The following is a 16,478-nucleotide window of genomic DNA, read 5'->3' on the forward strand; positions in this document are numbered from 1 at the left end:
ACATGCGCACATTGGCAGCGGGGACGCTGGTGGCCGGATATCGCATCGAACGGCGGATCGGCGCGGGCGGTATGGGCAGCGTGTACCTGGCACAGCACCCGCGACTACAGCGCCGGGACGCACTGAAGATCCTGTCGCATGGGGCGGACGCCGAATTCCGGGCGCGCTTCCTGCGCGAGTCCGAACTCGCCGGGCAGCTGGACCATCCCAATATCGTGTCGATCTACGATCGCGGCGATACCGGCGACCTGCTCTGGATCGCCATGCAATTCGTGGACGGATACGACGCCGCGCAACTGCTGAAACAGCATCCCGGCGGACTGCCCGCCGAACGCGCGGTGGCGATTGTCGCCAGCGCGGCCCGCGGGCTCGACGCCGCGCACCGCGCCGGACTGCTGCACCGGGATGTGAAACCCGCGAACATCCTGATCGAACCGGGCGAGAACGCGGACCGGGTCTTGGTCACCGATTTCGGAATCGCCCGCGTGCTGACGGAATCGGACGCGCTGACAGCGGTGGGCACGGTACTGGCGACGCTGGCTTTCGCCGCGCCGGAGCAGATCGGGGGCGGGCGGCTCGACGAACGCACCGATGTGTACGCGCTCGGCGGCACCCTTTACCAATTGCTCACGGGGACAGTGCCGTTTCCGCGCGAGACGGCCGCCGCCGTGATGCACGCGCATCTGACCGCGTCGCGACCCGCGCCGAGCGGCATCACTCCCGGACTGCCGATTGCACTGGATTCCGTTGTCGCGCGGGCCATGTCGACCGATCCGCGGGATCGGTACCGCAGCTGCGGCGAATTGGCCGAAGCGGCGGCCGCCGCCCTGCACGGGCAGCGATCCGTATCGCCGCGGCGACGCCGCGCCCGAATACTGATCGCGGCGGCGACGGCAGCCGTGATCGCGGTCGCGGTCGCCGTCGTGGCGCTCATCCGCGGCGCCGATTCCGGCCCCACCGGACCCGCCCCCACCCCGCTGGCCGGATCACCCTGGCGTGCTTTCGGTTTCATCGTCGACGCCTTCCCCGAACTGCTGCCGCCCACCCCCGCCTCGCGTGGCTATCAGGATCTGCGATGCAAGGCCGCCGATGACAAGAGCAACGCCGTCCCCATCGACGATGTGCTCGAGGTACCGACCCTGGTCTGTTCGAGTGGCGATGTATCGCTGTGGGTGACCTGCGCATCCGACCGATCGGTCAGACCCGCGCTGGAGATCACCGATAAATCACAGGGCAGCGACTCGTGGTCGCGGGGCTCCGGTACCGGCAAGGCCGAGTGGAAGACCTTCGATTCCGACGGAAAACCCCGGGGGCAGTTGAACATCCGCTTCGACGCCGCCGCACGCAACTATTGCGGAATGCGGATCACCGGTGCGAATTCCGGTCGCGAACTCTACGACCAGTGGTGGCCCAGCGCCCCGATCTGACGAGGACCAGGTGTGACGAACAACGAATTGCGACGGCGGACGCTGCGGCGCACAAGGGCCTGCGCGGCAGGCTTGTTCGTGCTGTCCGGGCTGATCACAGGATGCGGTGACGGCGCGGTCATAGCCGGCACCGCCAGGCCGAGCACCCCGGACCTGTCCGCACTCGATATGGGCGATCTGTCCGCGCACCCGATGGCGGTGCCCGCCAATGACAATGACACCTACGGGCGAGTCCTGGAATCGGTGCGCCTGGCCGAGGTAGTGGTCAAACCCACCGACACCGATGGGGATCTGATCCACGGCGGTGGGGTCCTGCTGCCCACCGCGGGGCGGGCCGCCGCCCTCGCGCCCGAGATCGCTCTCGATCCGATCGCGCAGTACGGCATGATCGCCGGCTACGCGGTCAGCGGCAGCGATGATCCCGGAGGCGGGAACGGCCCGACGGTCGGCGAGTCCAAGATCATGCGCATGACGGTGCTGAACTTCCGCACCGATCCCATCGCGCGATTGGTCGCGGGCCGGATCGCGGCCGCCGATCTGGCCCGCAATCCGGATACCATCCGCGTGGATATCCCGGGAGTGGCCGACGCCTACGGTATTTCGCGGAAACGGTCACCGGTGCTGGTGACCGCGCTGGCGCATAAATCGTTCGTGATCGTGGTGTACCTGGCCGACCGGGTGGTGGACGCGGCCGCGCTGAGCGCGCGCACGGCCGCCGCGCTCACGGCCGAACTGCCGCTGTTGGACCGATTCCAGCCCACCGCGCCGAACAAGCTGTCCGCCATGCCCTTCGACGAGGACGGCATGCTGCGTCGGCTGCTGCGCCCCGACACCTCGAAATGGCCGTATCCCTCCGCGGGTGGCGCGGTGCCGGAGGGAACCACCTGGTTCACCTTCAACCACGGCAGCGGGGTGGTCTATGGTCCGCGCGGCATCTCGCATCTGTTCGGTCGCGGCGGCACCGGCAAGTTCGAGTCCGATCAGATCGATCGCGCGGCTTTCGTCGGTGACTGGTGGCTACTGCGGCTCTCGGATCTGGCGCATGCGCGCACCATGCACGCCCGCATCGTCGCGGCCGCCACCGCCCAGGGCGATACCCCGGCCGCGACCCCGGCGGGAGTCCCCGACGCGGCCTGCTTCCGCGGCAAGAACGTCCCCGACAACGACCGCGAAGCCCGCTACCGCTGCTTCCTCACCGACGGCCGCTACTGGGCCGTCGTCAGCGGCAAGGACGAGAAGACCACCTCCCAGCGCGCCGCCGCCCAATACGCCCTACTCGTGAACAACCGCTGACCCTCCCGTCAGCGCACACCGCGCCCCACTCCCTCTCTACGCACCGTGCCCCCGTTCCGACAGGAACGGGGGCACGGGAATCGCGAAGAGGTGTCAGCTCACCATGTTGCGTGAGCGGCCGAACATGAGGCCGTAGACGAGCGAGCCGAGCACGCCGCCGATGAGCGGGAAGACGATGAACACCCACAGCTGGGCGGGTGCGCCGTCCTGGAAGAACGCGACCGCGAGGCTGCGCGCCGGGTTCACCGAGGTGTTGTCCACCGGGATCGAGATCAGGTGGATGACGGCCAGGGTGATGCCGATCGACAGACCCGCGAGCGGCACATCGGAGAGCTGATCGGTCGAAGCCAGCACCACGAATACCAGCAGCGCGGTGAGAATCACCTCGACCGTGATGGCGGCGGCCAGGCCGTAGCCATTGGTGGTGATCCCGGCCAGTTCGACCTTGGACGGGCTGTGCGCGCCCCAGCCGTTGGCGGCCAGTCCATCCTTGGCCCGGTCATAGGACGGCAGGTTCTTGGCGATCGCGTAGATGACCGCGCCCGAGAGCAACCCGCCCACGAATTGCGCCACCATGTACGCCAGCGCCACCCCGGCCGACACCCGGCCCAGCAGTAGCTGACCCACCGTCACGGCCGGATTCACATGGCAGCCCGAGACCGGCCCGATGGCGTACACCAGGAACAGCAGCGTGAATCCGAAGGCCAGGGCGATTCCGAGCGCACCGACGCGCTCCCCGGCCAGCACCGCGGTGCCCACACCGCCGAGCACCAGTACGAAGGTGCCGAAGCCCTCCGCGAAGAGTTTCCGGCTCAGCGAGATCGGTTCCATCTCGCCCAGTTCTTCGACGACTTCCTGCGCTGTGGGAGACATCAGCCACCTTCCCGGATCGACCCGCCCTGATGGGAGAGCACCTGTGTTCTGACCTCACGCGAGTCGAGTGACCTCCACTTCCACTTCCAGATCAGTCGACCCACTTCCGCTGAAGATACCTTTGAGTGGGGGCACATCCGCGTAATCACGGCCTACTCCGACGGATACGTGTTGTTCGGTGACGGGGATGTTGTTGGTCGGGTCGTAGCCCCACCATTGCCCGGTCCAGGCTTCCACCCAGGCGTGCATCTGCCCGGCGACCGTGCGGCCCACCTCGGCGGTGGGGTCGGGATGCAGGTAGCCCGAGACATAGCGGCTCGGAATTCCCATGCCGCGCAACAGCAGCAGGGTCAGATGCGCGTAATCCTGGCAAACCCCTTGCCTTTCCGCGAACGCCTCGACCGCCGAGGTGTGCACGTCGGTGGTCCCCGCCAGGTAGTTCATCTCCCGGTGCACCCATTCCGCGCCGCGCACAACGGCTTTGGCCGGCGGCACGCCGCGTGCGAGCTGGCGGGCGATCGGGGCGAGGCGGCGTTCGCGCGGCACATAGGCGGTGGGCGTGAGCAATTCGTCGAAGCGGTCGGCGATATCCCCGGACCGCAGTTCCTCCCAGGAGAGTTCCTCCGCGGGCCCGGCGAAGGGTTCGGTCTCCACCACCGAGGAGCTGGTGACCTCCAATTCGGTATGCGGGGCGTGCAGGTCGAACGCGGATACCGCGGTGCCCCAGTAGTCGATGTAGCGGAAGGAGCGGGTGGAGGGCACCGTCTCGACCCGATTGAGGATGACGTTCTGCCTGCTGTCGGCGCGCGGGGTCAGGCGCGCCTCGTTGAACGACCGCGCTACCGGTGCGTCGTAGACATATCCGGTGGTGTGCACCACCCGCATGCGCCAGCTCATACCGTTTCCTCGACTCGGCTGCCGTTGCGGCCGTGCAGTCCGGTCCAGGACACCCAGGACTCGGCGTGAAAATATTGCAGCGCCACCGCTTCTCCCACTTCGTGGCAGGTTTCCTGCAACCAGAGCAGGCGGCTGGGTAGGTCTTCGAGCAGGACGGTCGCGGGCAGGAATTCCAGTTCGCTGCGTGCCCGGCCCAATAGTCGATGCGCTTCCTGACGCGCGGCGAAGCGACTGTTGGGGCGCTGATCCAGTTCCTGCAAACAGGTTTCGGCCACCCGCAGCGAATGGAACACCGAACGCGGGAAAAGCCGGTCCAGCAGGATGAATTGGGCGATCTGATTGGCGTCCAGCACACCGCGGTGGGTGCGCAGATAGGGATCGTGCGCACCGGCCGAGCGCAATACCGTCACCCAGGCGGGTGAGGAGGTGCGATCACCGGCTCGTGAAAGCAACAGCCGCACAGTCATATCCACCCGTTCGATGGAGCGGCCCAGCAGCAGGAAACGATAGCCGTCGTCCCGGCTCAGCGTGGAGTCGGAGAGTCCGGCGAACATGGCGGCGCGATCGGTGATGTAGTGGCAGAACTCGTGCGGGCCGAGTGCCCGCGCGGCGCGTTCGGCCGCGGCCAATCCGTTGTAGGTGGAATTGAGGCATTCCCACATTTCGGTGGATGCGACTTCCCTTGCCCCCCTGGCATTCTCGCGAGCCCTGCTGATCGAGTCGACAATGGAGCCGCCGTGGTCCCGGCCGAAGGCGACGCGTTCGGTCACCGACCAGACGTCGAGTTCCTCTTCGGGGGGCTCGATACTCAAGACCCGCAACAGCACTCGCGAGGTGCGATCCGGGTCCACGGTGGCATCCTCGAGCAATTGATGCACCGCGACGTCGAGTATTCGCGCCGTGTACTCGGCGCGTTCGATGTACCGGCCGATCCAGAAGAGGGATTCGGCATTGCGCGCCAACATAATTCAACCGCCTAACGCTGTAATTCCACCCATCAGCAGCGCCGTTGCTATTGCTGTTGTTTGCTATTGCTGTTGTTGATTCGCCCGGGCGGGCGAGGGTTCTCGCGCCTGATCGCGATCCCCCGGAATGAGCTGTTCGCTCACCAATTGCTCCCCGGCCAACTCCCGTTCCGCCCCCGAGGTTCTCGGGGCCAGCACCCAGGTGTCCTTGCTCCCGCCGCCCTGACTGGAGTTCACCACCAGCGAGTCCTCCGGCAGCGCCACGCGGGTCAAACCGCCCGGCAGCACCCAGATGTCCTCACCGTCATTGACCGCGAACGGTCGCAGATCCACATGCCGCGGGGCCAGCTTCGGCCCGATTTTGCTTGGCACCGTGGACAATTGCACCACCGGCTGGCCGATCCAGCCGCGCGGATCGGCACGCACCTTGCGGCGTATCGCCTCCAATTCCTTCGGGGTGGCGTCGGGTCCGATGACGATGCCGTAGCCGCCGGAGCCCTCCACCGGTTTCACCACCAGTTCGGCGACCCGATCGAGCACCTCGTCGCGCTCCTCGGGTTCCCAGCAGCGATATGAATCCACATTGGGCAGAATCGGTTTCTCGCCCAGGTAGTACTCGATGAACGCGGGCACATAGGTGTAGATGAGTTTGTCGTCACCGACGCCATTGCCGACGGCGTTGGCCAGCACCACCGTCCCGGCGCGCGCGGCGTTCAGGATTCCGGCGACGCCGAGCATGGAATCCGGGCGGAACTGCATGGGGTCCAGATAGATGTCGTCGATGCGGCGGTAGATGACATCGACCTGCCGCTCCCCCGCCGTGGTGCGCATATAGACGACGCCGTCGCGGCAGAACAGGTCGCGGCCCTCGACCAATTCCACGCCCATCTGCCGGGCCAGCAGCGAATGTTCGAAGTACGCGGAGTTGAACACACCGGGTGTGAGCACCACCACGGTCGGATCGGCCTCATTGGCCGCGGCGGCGCAGCGCAGGGCGCGCAGCAGATTGCTCGGATAGTCACCGACCGCGCGCACCCGGTGCGAGGCGAACAGGTCCGGAAACACCCGCGCCATGGTGCGGCGGTTCTCCATGACGTACGAAACACCGGACGGTGAGCGCAGATTGTCCTCGAGCACCCGGAAGTCGCCGTGCTCATCGCGGATCAGATCGATGCCCGCGACGTGGATGCGCACACCGTTGGGCGGGACGAGTCCGGTGGCCTCGCGATGGAAGTGCGCGCACGAGGTGACCAGCCGCATCGGGATGACCCGGTCGCGCAGGATGGTCTGTTCGCCGTAGACATCGGCGAGGAACGCCTCGAGGGCGCGCACCCGCTGTTTGATGCCGCGCTCGAGTTTGGTCCATTCGGTGGCGGCTATTACCCGGGGCACCAGGTCCAGCGGAAACGGCCGCTCCTGGCCCGAAAGGGAGAAGGTGATGCCCTGATCCACGAAGGCCCGGGCCAGCGCCTCGGCTCGCGCCGCCAGATCGGAGGCGTCGATGGTGGCGAGCGCGGCGAAGATGCCCCGATAGGGCGCCCGCGGCTTGCCGGAGGGATCGAACATCTCGTCATAGGCCTTCGAATAGCGCCCGGGGCGATATCCCTCGAAGACTCCTGTGTGCGCACCGTTGGTCTCGGCACGGCCGTTCGTTATGGGAGCGGCCGCGGCCACTCGTGCGGCTGCGGCGGGGGTCATGCAAAAATAGTCCATCACGCAGGAGCAACACGCAGTTGGACCGGGATAAATTTCTCGTATCGGGGGTATTTCGGGCAGGGTCGATTTCATACCCCGGACTGTTGCCTGGTAACCTCGACCGTCGGTGCTGCGCTACAGGCTGCGTAGTGCGCCCGAAGACTTTGCTTCCCGCATAAACCACCAAACGAAGGAACACGAGGAAACAAGCGTGGCCAACATCAAGTCCCAGATGAAGCGGATCCGTACCAATGAGCTTGCGCGTCAGCGCAACCAGTCGGTGAAGTCCGCGCTGCGTACCTCGATCCGCAAGTTCCGCGAGGCCGCTGCGGCGGGCGAGAAGGACAAGGCGAGCGAGCTGCTGCAGTCCGCGAGCAAGAGCCTGGACAAGGCCGCCTCGAAGGGTGTCATCCACACCAACCAGGCCGCCAACAAGAAGTCGGCGCTGTCGCTGGCTTTCAACAAGCTCGGCTGATCACCCCGGTATACGTACCGGCATCATGCTTCGAACAACCACCGTGGCCACGATGACCACGGTGGTTTTGTCGTTTCACGAACCTGGGAACTTGCCGAGTCGCGCGGTTCCCTGCAAGATGGCTGCGGTTGGCCGCAGGGGCCGCCGGAACGTCGGGGGACGTACATACCAGCTGCATTGGGAGATCTCTTGACATCGCTGAGCCCGAAGAATTCGTCCTGGACCAGGACGGCGGTGGCCGCCGGTGCGGTCGCGGTCGCGCTGGCGACCGGAGTCGGCACGGCTGCCGCCCGGCCGATCGGACCGTTCGATGTGGGCGGGGCGATCGAGGTCGAGTACGACGCGGCGGGCGGGCCGGGATTCTTCGGTGATCCGACCGGGCCCGAAACCGATGCCGCCGCCGGCGGTAAGAAGCAGGAGTTCGCCAACAACGTCTCCATCTACTGGACGCCCGCGACCGACGCGCACGCCATCGGCGGTGCGATTCGGGAGAAGTGGCGCGGGGTGGGCGCGGAATCCGGTGCGCTGAAGTACCCGACCACCGATGAGGGCGCGACCGGCAAGCCGGGGCGGTTCCAGCACTTCCAGGGCGGATCGATCTACTGGTCGATCGGTTCGGGCACGCACGTGGTGAGCGGCGCGATTCGCGACAAGTACGCCGCGGCCGGGTGGGAGAACAGCCCGCTGGGCTTCCCCATCTCCGATGAGGCAAAGACCAATAAGGGTGACGGCCGCTACCAGCTCTTCGAAGGTGGCGCGATCTACACCTCGCAGAAGGGCGGCACCCGCACCATCTGGGGCGCGATCCGCGACGAGTGGGTGCGCAACGGTTCGGAGAACGGCCGCTACGGCTACCCGACCAGCGATGAGTACAACTACAAGGACGGCAAGGCCCAGCAGTTCGAGGGCGGCCAGATCACCTGGGAGCCGTGAGGCGCTCACGGCATCGGTGAATTCGGCTCGGCGAGAGTGATTCTCGCCGGGCCGTTCGCGCCTTCCGGTGAATTCGACTGGGCGGAGGTGGTTCCCGCCGAACCCGTTCGCTCAGGAGGCGGATTCTCGGAGGTCGAGGATGCGTGCGAGGGCGTGTTCGAGGGCGTAATTGGTATCGGCCGCACCGCCTTTGACGTCGGCGTTCAGACCGGCGACGACCTTGAGTGCCTGGCCGATGGTGACTCCGGTCCAACCGCGCGCCTGGCCCTGGGCCTTCTTCACCTTCCACGGCGGCATGCCGAGATCGCCCGCGAGTTTGAACGGGTCACCGCGCCCGGCCGAACCCACGCGCGCGATGGTGTGCACCGAATCCGCCAGGGCGTCGGCGAGCAACACGGCCGGCACACCGCGGTCGGTGGCCCAGCGCAATGCCTCCATGGCGGCGGCGCGATCGCCCGCCACCGCGAGGTCGGCGACATCGAATCCGGTGACCTCGGCCCGGCCGGAGTAGTAGCGGTGCACGGCGGCGATATCGACCTTGCCGCCGGTATCGGCGACCAATTGTGAAGTGGCAGCGGCCAATTCGCGCAGATCGTTGCCGACCGCCTCGATAATGGCCTGCACCACGTCGGCCGAGGCGCGCACATTCGCGGCGCGGAACTCATTGCGCACGAACTCGACCCGCTCACCGGCCTTGGCGACCTTGGCGGCCTGATGCACCACCGCGCCCATCTTCTGCAATGCCGGTGCGAGCGCCTTCGCGCGCCCGCCGCCCGAATGCAGAATCACCAGCACCACACCCTCGGGTGGCGAGGACGCGGCATCGGTGACCACCGCGACGGCATCCTTGCCCGCCTCGGCCGCGGCCTCCAGCACGATCACCCGATCCTCCGCGAAAAGCGAAGGACTCAGCAGCTCAGCCAACTCGGCCGTACTCGCATCCCCCGCTCGCAGCCGATCCACCGGCATGGAATCCGGCTCCGACGTAGCGGCCCGCGCCTGCGCGGTGATCCCCGACACCGCCCGCTCGATCAACAATTCTTCATCACCGAGCACGAGATGCAGGGGCGCTGGTCGTTGGCTCACCCCGCGATCCTACGAGCCCACCCCGACAACCCCGCATCCCGGCTACGACGGTGTGTCCGGTCGCGGCGCACGTGGCCGCAGCCCGGCCAGCAGCAATCCGCACAGCACCGCGGCGACCACACCGGAGCGGACACCGGTCGGCAGCGTGATCGACGCACCCAGGGCGGCGAACCGCTCGGCCACGGTGAGCAGCCACCATAGCGGCGACGCGGTGCAGTACAGCACGAGCTCCGCGATCGGGGTCCAACAGCAGGACAGGATCGCCCCCAGCGCACCCACGATGGTGATCGGCGCGATCACCGGCTCCACCAATACATTCACCACGATCGCCACCAGGCTCAGGTGCCCGGTCAGCGCGATCACCACCGGTGTGGTGACCACGAAGGCGGCCGCCGCCACCGCGAACGCATCAGCCGGAATTCGCCACCACCCATGCGCGCGAAGCCAATCCGACCAACCGGGGGCAAGCACGATCAACCCCGCCGTGGCGAGCGCCGAGAGCGCGAATCCGGCATCCATCGCCAACTGCGGCGACCAACCGAGCAGTACGATGATCGCCGTACACAGCGCGGGTAGTGCCTGTTTCCTGCGGCCCGTACACAACGCGAGCAGCGCGACCGCGCCCATCACCGCGGCCCGCAACACACTGGGAGAGGGGCGCGCCAGGATTACGAACATCATCAGCGCGATGCCCGCCGCTACAGCTCCGACGCGCGGGTCCACGGTCAACACACGCATCGAAACCAGTACGGCCGCAAGCAGAATGGTGATGTTCGCACCGCTTACGGCGGTCAGGTGCGCCAGATCGGTTTCCCGGAAATTCTCCCGCACTCGATCCGGAAGTCGAGAGGTATCACCGATCACCAGTCCGGGTAACAGCCCCGCCGCATCCCCGGGCAGGGACCGTTGCGCAGCCGTCGCGAAATCCCCCCGCACCTGTCCCGCCGCCCGCTGCCACCACGGCGGCTCGCCAACCCGCATCGGCGGGCCTTCCGCTCGAAGTATGGCCACCGTCAGATCGGCACGCCCCGCGTTTGCCACCCGCGACCGAAAAACCACCTCCTGCCCGGGCAGCAATCCCCGCCACCCGGCTTCCGGCGCGAGCACCACTACCGCTCCCCCGCCCCGAACAATCTTCCCGCCCGCCCGAAACTCCACCAGGTCACCCCGCAGCATCACCTTATTCCCCCCGAACTTCTTCTCTGCCAACACCTTCGGGTCATCAGTCACAACAACGGCGATTTGAACGCGCACCCCCTTCCCCACCGCCCGCAACGGATGCCCCGCCACCCGCCACTCATGCCAGGCCCCCGCCCCCGCAAATCCCGCCCCCACCGAGAACGCCGCCAACATCACCCACCCCGCACCCCTGCGCCAGCCCCCGGACCTGATCAGCAGCGCCCACACCCCCACCCCCAGCAACAGACAACCGACCGCTGTGAATATCCCGATCCGCCAGCCGCCCACCAGCGCCACAATCGTTGCCCCCCAACAGCAGAACGCGGCAGGCACCAACCGAGCATCCAGTTCCTCGGGCACCTCTTCCCCGAGTTCGCCCGCCCCCTCACCTTCGCCGCCCGCACCGGATGTCATCCGAGCCCCGTCCTCACCGGTTGCCACGGGGACACCGCCCGCCTGTCGAAGGTCGACACTCCTTGCCGCACTCGGCATCAACGCACCCGGACTTCGGCGTTCGCACCATGCTGACAGGAATCAGCATCTGCCGTTCGATGTCCCCGCCACTCGGGTTCCACTCGCCGCCGACATCGCACGACACTCCTGCATGAATGCGCATATGCCCACATCGTGAATTCCTTGCGGCGGGTCGCCGGGGGCCATATGAATCAATCTTCGGGCGGGTCATACCGTCACCGCCGGGCGGAGGCGGTTGAGGCGGGCGGGGCCGATGCCTTCTATTTCGGCGAGTTGGTCTATCGAGGTGAAGCGACCGTGCTGGGTGCGCCAGGTGAGAATGGCGCGGGCGGTGATGGGGCCTACGCCGGGGAGAGTGTCGAGTTGGGCCTCGGTGGCGGTGTTGAGGTTGACCTTTTGGGGCGGGCCGGTGGTTCGGGTTGCTCCGGCGGTCGCGGATGCGGATGCGGCAGAGGGGGTTCCGGACGAGTTGACTACCTTGCTGCCGACCTGTTGGGTGCCGGGGCGGGGGCCGGTGCGGCCGACGATGAGTTGGTCGCCGTCGCAGAGGTGCTGGGCCAGGTTGAGGCCGGACAGGTCGGCTTCGGGGCGCGGGGCGGCGGCTTTGAGGGCATCGGCAATGCGGGCCCCGGGCGGGAAGCGGCGCAGGCCGCCGTGCTCGACCAGGCCGATAATGCTCACCACCACCTCTCCGGTATTGGCGGGGTGCCCGTTCACCTCGGCGTCCGAATTCGGTTCGGCGGCAGGCGTTTGCGCCGCGAGCCCGCCACCCGATGGGTTCGATCCGCCCGCGGGAACCTGCGCGGCCAGTGCACCGCCAGGCGGATTCGAGCCGGCCGGAATCTGTGCGGTCGACCCGCTACCCGGCGGATTCACGCGTGCGGGCGCGGTGGTTCTGGGCACCGCGGGTTTGGCGGCGGGGACCGTCGCGGCTGAGCCACCCGAGCCACCTGAGCCGGCGTCCGGATCGGCGATGGCGCTCGTACCCGCGACCGTGATCGGCGGAACCGCCTGCGCCACCGGCCTTTCCCGGAATGTCATGAGTGCCGCGAGCACGACGACGGCAACCGCGACGGCGGTCAGGACCACCGCGCCGCGTGGACCCGGGTCCCAGCGGGTGCCCCGGAAGCGCTCGGGCACCAGGCGTTCATGCCAGAGCGAGACGGGACCGCAGGGCTCGGACAGCCATGCGGGAGTTGATGATCCGCCCGAGTCTCCGCGCATTCGGCCCGACTGGTCCGGCTCGTCGCGATCTGCGACATCAATGGCGGACGGGTGCGGGTCCGGCGGGTCTGTGTGCCCTGCGGCTCGGGTGCCCCGGATTTCGCGCCGGCCGGCGGAGTCCTGCGGGATCTCGGCGTGGTCGCTGTCCCAGCCGTCCGACTCACAGCTTCTGACCGTGCGGGCCGGGGTCAGAGAATCGTCGTCCCAGCGCGGCCGGTGGGGCGGAGTGGGTGCGAATGGCGCCGGGGCGGCCGGTGATTCGGGTTGAGGAGTGGGCGGTCGGGGGTGGGTGAGGCCGCCGAGGCGGCGGCTGACCTCGCTGCGTTCGTCGGTTTTCGGCATGGGAGCGACGGTATGGGTCGCGCCGGATCGGGCCGTGGGAGCGACCTGGGATTTCGATCAGCCTGTGGATGGTTCTTCGGTTGTGGATAACCGGATTCCGCACGCGTTCCGGCTGGTCAGCCGCAGCCGCCCGGCACCACGAGCGCGCCGACCGCGCCCATGCCGAGATGTACTCCGAGCGTCGGCCCGAACTCGGCGACGATCAGTTCGCGAATGCCGGGGATCAGGTCGCGGAGTTGACCGGCGATGGTGTTCGCCGCCTCCTCCGCGCCCAGATGCTGCACCGCCACCGTCGCGCCGTCGTCACCGGCCGCGTCGACCGCGGCCGCGACGAGCTTGGCGAAGGCCTTGGAGCGAGTGCGGGCCTTCTCACGCAATTCCAATCGCCCGTCGACGATTTGCAGAATCGGCTTGGTAACCAGCTCGGTGCCGAAGAACGCGGCCGCCGAGCTCAATCGTCCGCCGCGGCGCAGCTGCTCGGTGCGGTTGACCACGATGAACGCCCGTCCTCGACTGGCGGCGGCGACCGCCGCGTCGTAGACGATATCGAGCGGTGCGCCGGTCCGGGCGCGACGTGCGGCGGCCAGCACGGGCAGGCCCGTCCCCAAACCGGCGCTGAGCGAATCGACCAGCCGCACCTTGTCGGCGGCGTCCATATCGCGCACGGCCTGCCGCCCGGCCTCCCAGGTCCCCGACAGCTGTCGCGAAATGTGCACCGCGACAACGCCATCCCCGCCACTGAGCTCCAGCGCCTGTTCGTACACCGCCTTCAGATCACCCGGCGATGCCGCCGAGGTGGTCACCGTGGACGAGCTGTAGTCGATATCGCATTCGTCCACGCCCTCCCGGATCTCCCGGTCGTCGACGAGAATGTGCAGCGGCACCGCGAGCACGCCCAATTCCGCGGCGAGGTCGGCGGGCAGACTGGCCGACGAATCGGTCACTACCACCACGGGCATCGGCTAGCGATCCCCCTCGCGCACATTGCCTTTCACACCGTCAGAGTGTCGCGTGCCCATGCCGCCGCGCGCGCCTGACGTACCGTCCGGCCCGAGCGCGCCCGCCCCACCGAGCGCACCGGTCGCGCGGTTCGACCCGCACGAGCCCATTCTGCCGTCCGAGCTTCTCATGCAGTCCGAACCTCGCGGGCCGTCGCCTCGGACAGCGCCTTGACCATGGCCTGCGCGACCGCGACGTGCCCTTCCCAGCCCCAGTGGATGCCGTCCGGATTAGCTTCACCGTGGAAGACGTTCTCGCGCACGGCTTCCCCGAGGTCGACCAGCGGAATCGAATGGGTGTCAGCCCATTTCGTGACCGCTTTGACCATGGGCTCGCGTCCGCTGTGATGCCGCGCGTACGCATCGCACTGATGCACCGAAGGCAGTACCGCCACCATCGGAAGCTCGGGCCTCAACCCCGCCAGCGCGTTTCGCGACTGCTCCAGGTAGTCGACGCTCACCGCGGGCGGCAGCGCCACCGGCCACCCCAGCGGGGAAAGCTTGGGCTGCACCCAGTTGTACGCGGTGCGCACCTGTCGCCGCGCGAAAGACGGTCGCACATAACGAATCAGCTCGCGCAGCGCGGTCGGCAGCGGTGACGGCAGCGAATCCATGCCGCCGGTCGCGAACACCACGGCTCCCGCGCGCGGCACGGTCGCCCACACCCGCGGATCGCCGATCAGCGCCCAGTAGGCGTCCCGGCAGGTCCATCCGATGCGCGCCACCAACTCCACATCCCAGCCCAGTTCGGCCGCAACGAGATTCGGCCAGATGCGGGGATGATCCGCCGCCAGCCCGCCCTTGGGCCCGAAGTAGGACAGCGAGTCGGCGATGACCAGCAGCACCGGCCGTTCGCCGGAGGCTTGCTGTTCGGGTATATCAGCGGACTCGGAGGTGTCAGAGGACATCGGGAGCTACCTTCGCCAGCGCGTTCCATACATCGAGTCGCCAGCCGGGCCGGTCGAGGCTCGGACCGTGGCTGGTCAACTGCACCCAGCTGGTGTTGGCGAGCCCGCCCAGGGCCGGCCAGTTCACCGGCGGGAGGTCGAGGATCGCCGCGGTCAGCGCCGCGATCAATCCGCCGTGCGCGACCAGGATGATGGTACGGCCGGGCCAGTCGGGGCGCTCGGTGAACAGTTCCTGCACCAGGGGCAGTGCGCGAGCGCCCACTTGGAGTTTGGATTCACCGCCGGGCGGGGTGAAGGTGGCGTCCATCCGCCACTCCTTGCGCGCGCCGGGGGCGAGGGCGTCGACCTCGTGATGGGTCAGCCCCTCCCATTGCCCGAGATCGGTTTCGCGCAACCGGATGTCGGTGGTCACCGGCAGCCCGGCGTGTTCACCGACGCACAGGGCGGTGTCGTGGGCGCGCCGCAGATCCGAGGAGATGATGGCCAGCACATCGCTGGACGCCATATCCGGTGCGCAGTCCTTGGCCTGTCGTCGGCCGACATCACTGAGTTCGGTGTCGATCTGGCCCTGCATGCGATCGGTGGCGTTCCATTCGGTTTGCCCGTGCCGCAACAGGATCAAACGGCGGACGCCGGCAAGCTTGCTCACTACTCGGCTCCGGCCTCGTCGTCTCCGGCCTCGGCGGCCTTCGCGCGCTGATCTTCCAAACCTTCGACCGGCACCTGCGGGCAGTCCTTCCAGAGCCGTTCCAGGCCGTAGAAGTCGCGCTCGTCATTGTGCTGGATGTGGATGACGATCTCGACGTAGTCGAGCAGCGCCCAGCGGCCCTCGCGGGTGCCCTCGCGGCGCACCGGCTTGTATCCGGCCTCGCGCAGCTTGTCCTCGACATTGTCGACGATCGCGTTGACTTGGCGCTCATTGGGCGCGGACGCGATCACGAAGCAGTCGGTGATCACCAGCTGCTCGGAGACGTCCAGAATCACTACGTCCGTTGCCAGTTTCTCGTCGGCCGCCAATGCGGCCACCGTTGCCATCTTCACCGCTTCGACGGATGCGCTCACCCTGTTGCTACCTTCCCGTTGCTGTCCGGCACATACAGGTGCCGCTTAGATATGTATTGCACGACCCCGTCGGGGACGAGGTACCACACCGGCCGGCCTTCACTCGCCCGCCTTCTGCATTCGCTGGACGAGATCGCCAACGCCGGGATCTCGATCATGGTGACGGCGTCGGCGGGGTAGTTGCGGAGATGGTCGGCCAGATGGTCGATGTTCAATTCGTACCCCGGACGACTCACTCCGACGAATTTCGCCAGTTCGAACAGTTCGGCCCAATCCTGCCAGGTGAGGATGCTGGCCAGCGCGTCGGCACCGGTGATGAAGTAGAGATCGGCTTCGGGATACTGTTCGCGCAGCTCACGCAGGGTGTCGACGGTGTAGGTCTTCTTACCGCGGTCGATATCGGTGCGGCTGACCGAGAAGCTGGGATTGCTCGCGGTGGCGATGACGGTCATCAGATAGCGGTCTTCCGCCGAGCTGACGTACTTGTCGGCCTTCTGCCAGGGCTGTCCGGTCGGGACGAAAACGACCTCGTCCAGCGCGAACCGATTAGCCACCTCACTGGCCGCGACCAAGTGCCCGTGGTGGATGGGGTCGAAGGTGCCGCCCATCACCCCTAGCTTGCGGCGCCCGTTCGTATGCACAAAACC

The 16,478-nt window shown here is 67.4% G+C and carries 16 protein-coding genes; 4 read left to right on the forward strand and 12 right to left on the reverse strand.

Going from position 1 to position 16,478, the window contains the following annotated elements; genetic code table 11:
- Nucleotides 1–2 precede the first annotated feature (2 nt).
- A complete protein-coding gene (locus ACFVUS_RS14180) occupies nucleotides 3–1,427 on the forward strand; it encodes a serine/threonine-protein kinase (RefSeq protein WP_387764990.1) in 1,425 nt (474 codons plus the stop codon).
- 12 nt (nucleotides 1,428–1,439) lie between these two features.
- Nucleotides 1,440–2,720, forward strand: coding sequence for a hypothetical protein (locus ACFVUS_RS14185; RefSeq protein WP_387764992.1), 1,281 nt, complete (start codon nucleotides 1,440–1,442; stop codon nucleotides 2,718–2,720).
- Between the two features lie 93 nt (nucleotides 2,721–2,813).
- Here ACFVUS_RS14185 and ACFVUS_RS14190 read toward each other — a convergent pair whose 3' ends face one another.
- The 4 genes from ACFVUS_RS14190 to ACFVUS_RS14205 form a co-directional block, all read right to left on the reverse strand.
- On the reverse strand, nucleotides 2,814–3,593 hold the full coding sequence (locus ACFVUS_RS14190; protein ID WP_364629836.1) for an aquaporin: 780 nt from the start codon (nucleotides 3,591–3,593) through the stop codon (nucleotides 2,814–2,816).
- Nucleotides 3,594–3,647: 54 nt separating this feature from the next.
- On the reverse strand, nucleotides 3,648–4,490 hold the full coding sequence (locus ACFVUS_RS14195; RefSeq protein ID WP_387764994.1) for a transglutaminase domain-containing protein: 843 nt from the start codon (nucleotides 4,488–4,490) through the stop codon (nucleotides 3,648–3,650).
- On the reverse strand, nucleotides 4,487–5,455 hold the full coding sequence (locus tag ACFVUS_RS14200) for an alpha-E domain-containing protein (RefSeq protein WP_387764996.1): 969 nt from the start codon (nucleotides 5,453–5,455) through the stop codon (nucleotides 4,487–4,489). The genes ACFVUS_RS14195 and ACFVUS_RS14200 overlap by 4 nt, the downstream gene beginning before the upstream one ends.
- A gap of 63 nt (nucleotides 5,456–5,518) precedes the next feature.
- Nucleotides 5,519–7,153: a circularly permuted type 2 ATP-grasp protein gene (locus ACFVUS_RS14205; protein ID WP_387764998.1), complete on the reverse strand. Its 1,635-nt coding sequence runs from the start codon at nucleotides 7,151–7,153 to the stop codon at nucleotides 5,519–5,521.
- Between the two features lie 208 nt (nucleotides 7,154–7,361).
- Between ACFVUS_RS14205 and rpsT the strand changes: the two genes are divergently transcribed.
- Nucleotides 7,362–7,625: a 30S ribosomal protein S20 gene (rpsT, locus tag ACFVUS_RS14210; protein ID WP_375955107.1), complete on the forward strand. Its 264-nt coding sequence runs from the start codon at nucleotides 7,362–7,364 to the stop codon at nucleotides 7,623–7,625.
- A 189-nt stretch (nucleotides 7,626–7,814) separates the two neighbouring features.
- Nucleotides 7,815–8,558, forward strand: coding sequence for an LGFP repeat-containing protein (locus ACFVUS_RS14215; RefSeq protein WP_387765000.1), 744 nt, complete (start codon nucleotides 7,815–7,817; stop codon nucleotides 8,556–8,558).
- Between the two features lie 111 nt (nucleotides 8,559–8,669).
- On the opposite strand, the gene holA is transcribed toward ACFVUS_RS14215, so the two are convergent.
- The 8 genes from holA to nadD all read right to left on the reverse strand — a co-directional run bounded on the left by holA (nucleotide 8,670) and on the right by nadD (nucleotide 16,472).
- A complete protein-coding gene (gene holA, locus ACFVUS_RS14220) occupies nucleotides 8,670–9,644 on the reverse strand; it encodes a DNA polymerase III subunit delta (RefSeq protein WP_387765002.1) in 975 nt (324 codons plus the stop codon).
- A 42-nt stretch (nucleotides 9,645–9,686) separates the two neighbouring features.
- A complete protein-coding gene (locus ACFVUS_RS14225; protein ID WP_387765004.1) occupies nucleotides 9,687–11,264 on the reverse strand; it encodes a ComEC/Rec2 family competence protein in 1,578 nt (525 codons plus the stop codon).
- Nucleotides 11,265–11,504: 240 nt separating this feature from the next.
- On the reverse strand, nucleotides 11,505–12,521 hold the full coding sequence (locus tag ACFVUS_RS14230; RefSeq protein WP_387765006.1) for a helix-hairpin-helix domain-containing protein: 1,017 nt from the start codon (nucleotides 12,519–12,521) through the stop codon (nucleotides 11,505–11,507).
- Nucleotides 12,522–12,979: 458 nt separating this feature from the next.
- The gene (locus ACFVUS_RS14235; RefSeq protein WP_387765008.1) at nucleotides 12,980–13,822 is read right to left on the reverse strand and encodes a DegV family protein; all 843 of its coding nucleotides are present in this window, start codon (nucleotides 13,820–13,822) and stop codon (nucleotides 12,980–12,982) included.
- A 167-nt stretch (nucleotides 13,823–13,989) separates the two neighbouring features.
- The gene (gene octT, locus ACFVUS_RS14240; protein WP_387765010.1) at nucleotides 13,990–14,769 is read right to left on the reverse strand and encodes a diglucosylglycerate octanoyltransferase; all 780 of its coding nucleotides are present in this window, start codon (nucleotides 14,767–14,769) and stop codon (nucleotides 13,990–13,992) included.
- Nucleotides 14,759–15,418, reverse strand: coding sequence for a histidine phosphatase family protein (locus tag ACFVUS_RS14245; protein ID WP_387765012.1), 660 nt, complete (start codon nucleotides 15,416–15,418; stop codon nucleotides 14,759–14,761). Before ACFVUS_RS14245 ends, octT begins: the two co-directional genes overlap by 11 nt.
- Nucleotides 15,418–15,831 carry a ribosome silencing factor gene (gene rsfS, locus ACFVUS_RS14250; RefSeq protein WP_387765014.1) on the reverse strand — a complete coding sequence of 138 codons (414 nt, stop codon included), beginning with the start codon at nucleotides 15,829–15,831 and terminating at the stop codon, nucleotides 15,418–15,420. Before rsfS ends, ACFVUS_RS14245 begins: the two co-directional genes overlap by 1 nt.
- Nucleotides 15,828–16,472, reverse strand: coding sequence for a nicotinate-nucleotide adenylyltransferase (gene nadD / locus ACFVUS_RS14255; RefSeq protein WP_375955120.1), 645 nt, complete (start codon nucleotides 16,470–16,472; stop codon nucleotides 15,828–15,830). The genes rsfS and nadD overlap by 4 nt, the downstream gene beginning before the upstream one ends.
- Between the last annotated feature and the right edge of the window lie 6 nt (nucleotides 16,473–16,478).

Source organism: Nocardia sp. NPDC058058 (genome assembly GCF_042885355.1).
Lineage (GTDB): Bacteria > Actinomycetota > Actinomycetes > Mycobacteriales > Mycobacteriaceae > Nocardia.

Excerpts from the sequence above, each read along its gene's own strand:
- ACFVUS_RS14180 (WP_387764990.1), top strand. The coding sequence starts at position 3 with ATGCGCACATTGGCAGCGGGGACGCTGGTGGCCGGATATCGCATCGAA.
- ACFVUS_RS14190 (WP_364629836.1), bottom strand. The coding sequence starts at position 3,593 with ATGTCTCCCACAGCGCAGGAAGTCGTCGAAGAACTGGGCGAGATGGAA.
- ACFVUS_RS14195 (WP_387764994.1), bottom strand. The coding sequence starts at position 4,490 with ATGAGCTGGCGCATGCGGGTGGTGCACACCACCGGATATGTCTACGAC.
- ACFVUS_RS14200 (WP_387764996.1), bottom strand. The coding sequence starts at position 5,455 with ATGTTGGCGCGCAATGCCGAATCCCTCTTCTGGATCGGCCGGTACATC.
- ACFVUS_RS14235 (WP_387765008.1), bottom strand. The coding sequence starts at position 13,822 with ATGCCCGTGGTGGTAGTGACCGATTCGTCGGCCAGTCTGCCCGCCGAC.
- octT (WP_387765010.1), bottom strand. The coding sequence starts at position 14,769 with ATGTCCTCTGACACCTCCGAGTCCGCTGATATACCCGAACAGCAAGCC.
- ACFVUS_RS14230 (WP_387765006.1), bottom strand. The coding sequence starts at position 12,521 with ATGCGCGGAGACTCGGGCGGATCATCAACTCCCGCATGGCTGTCCGAG.
- ACFVUS_RS14205 (WP_387764998.1), bottom strand. The coding sequence starts at position 7,153 with ATGACCCCCGCCGCAGCCGCACGAGTGGCCGCGGCCGCTCCCATAACG.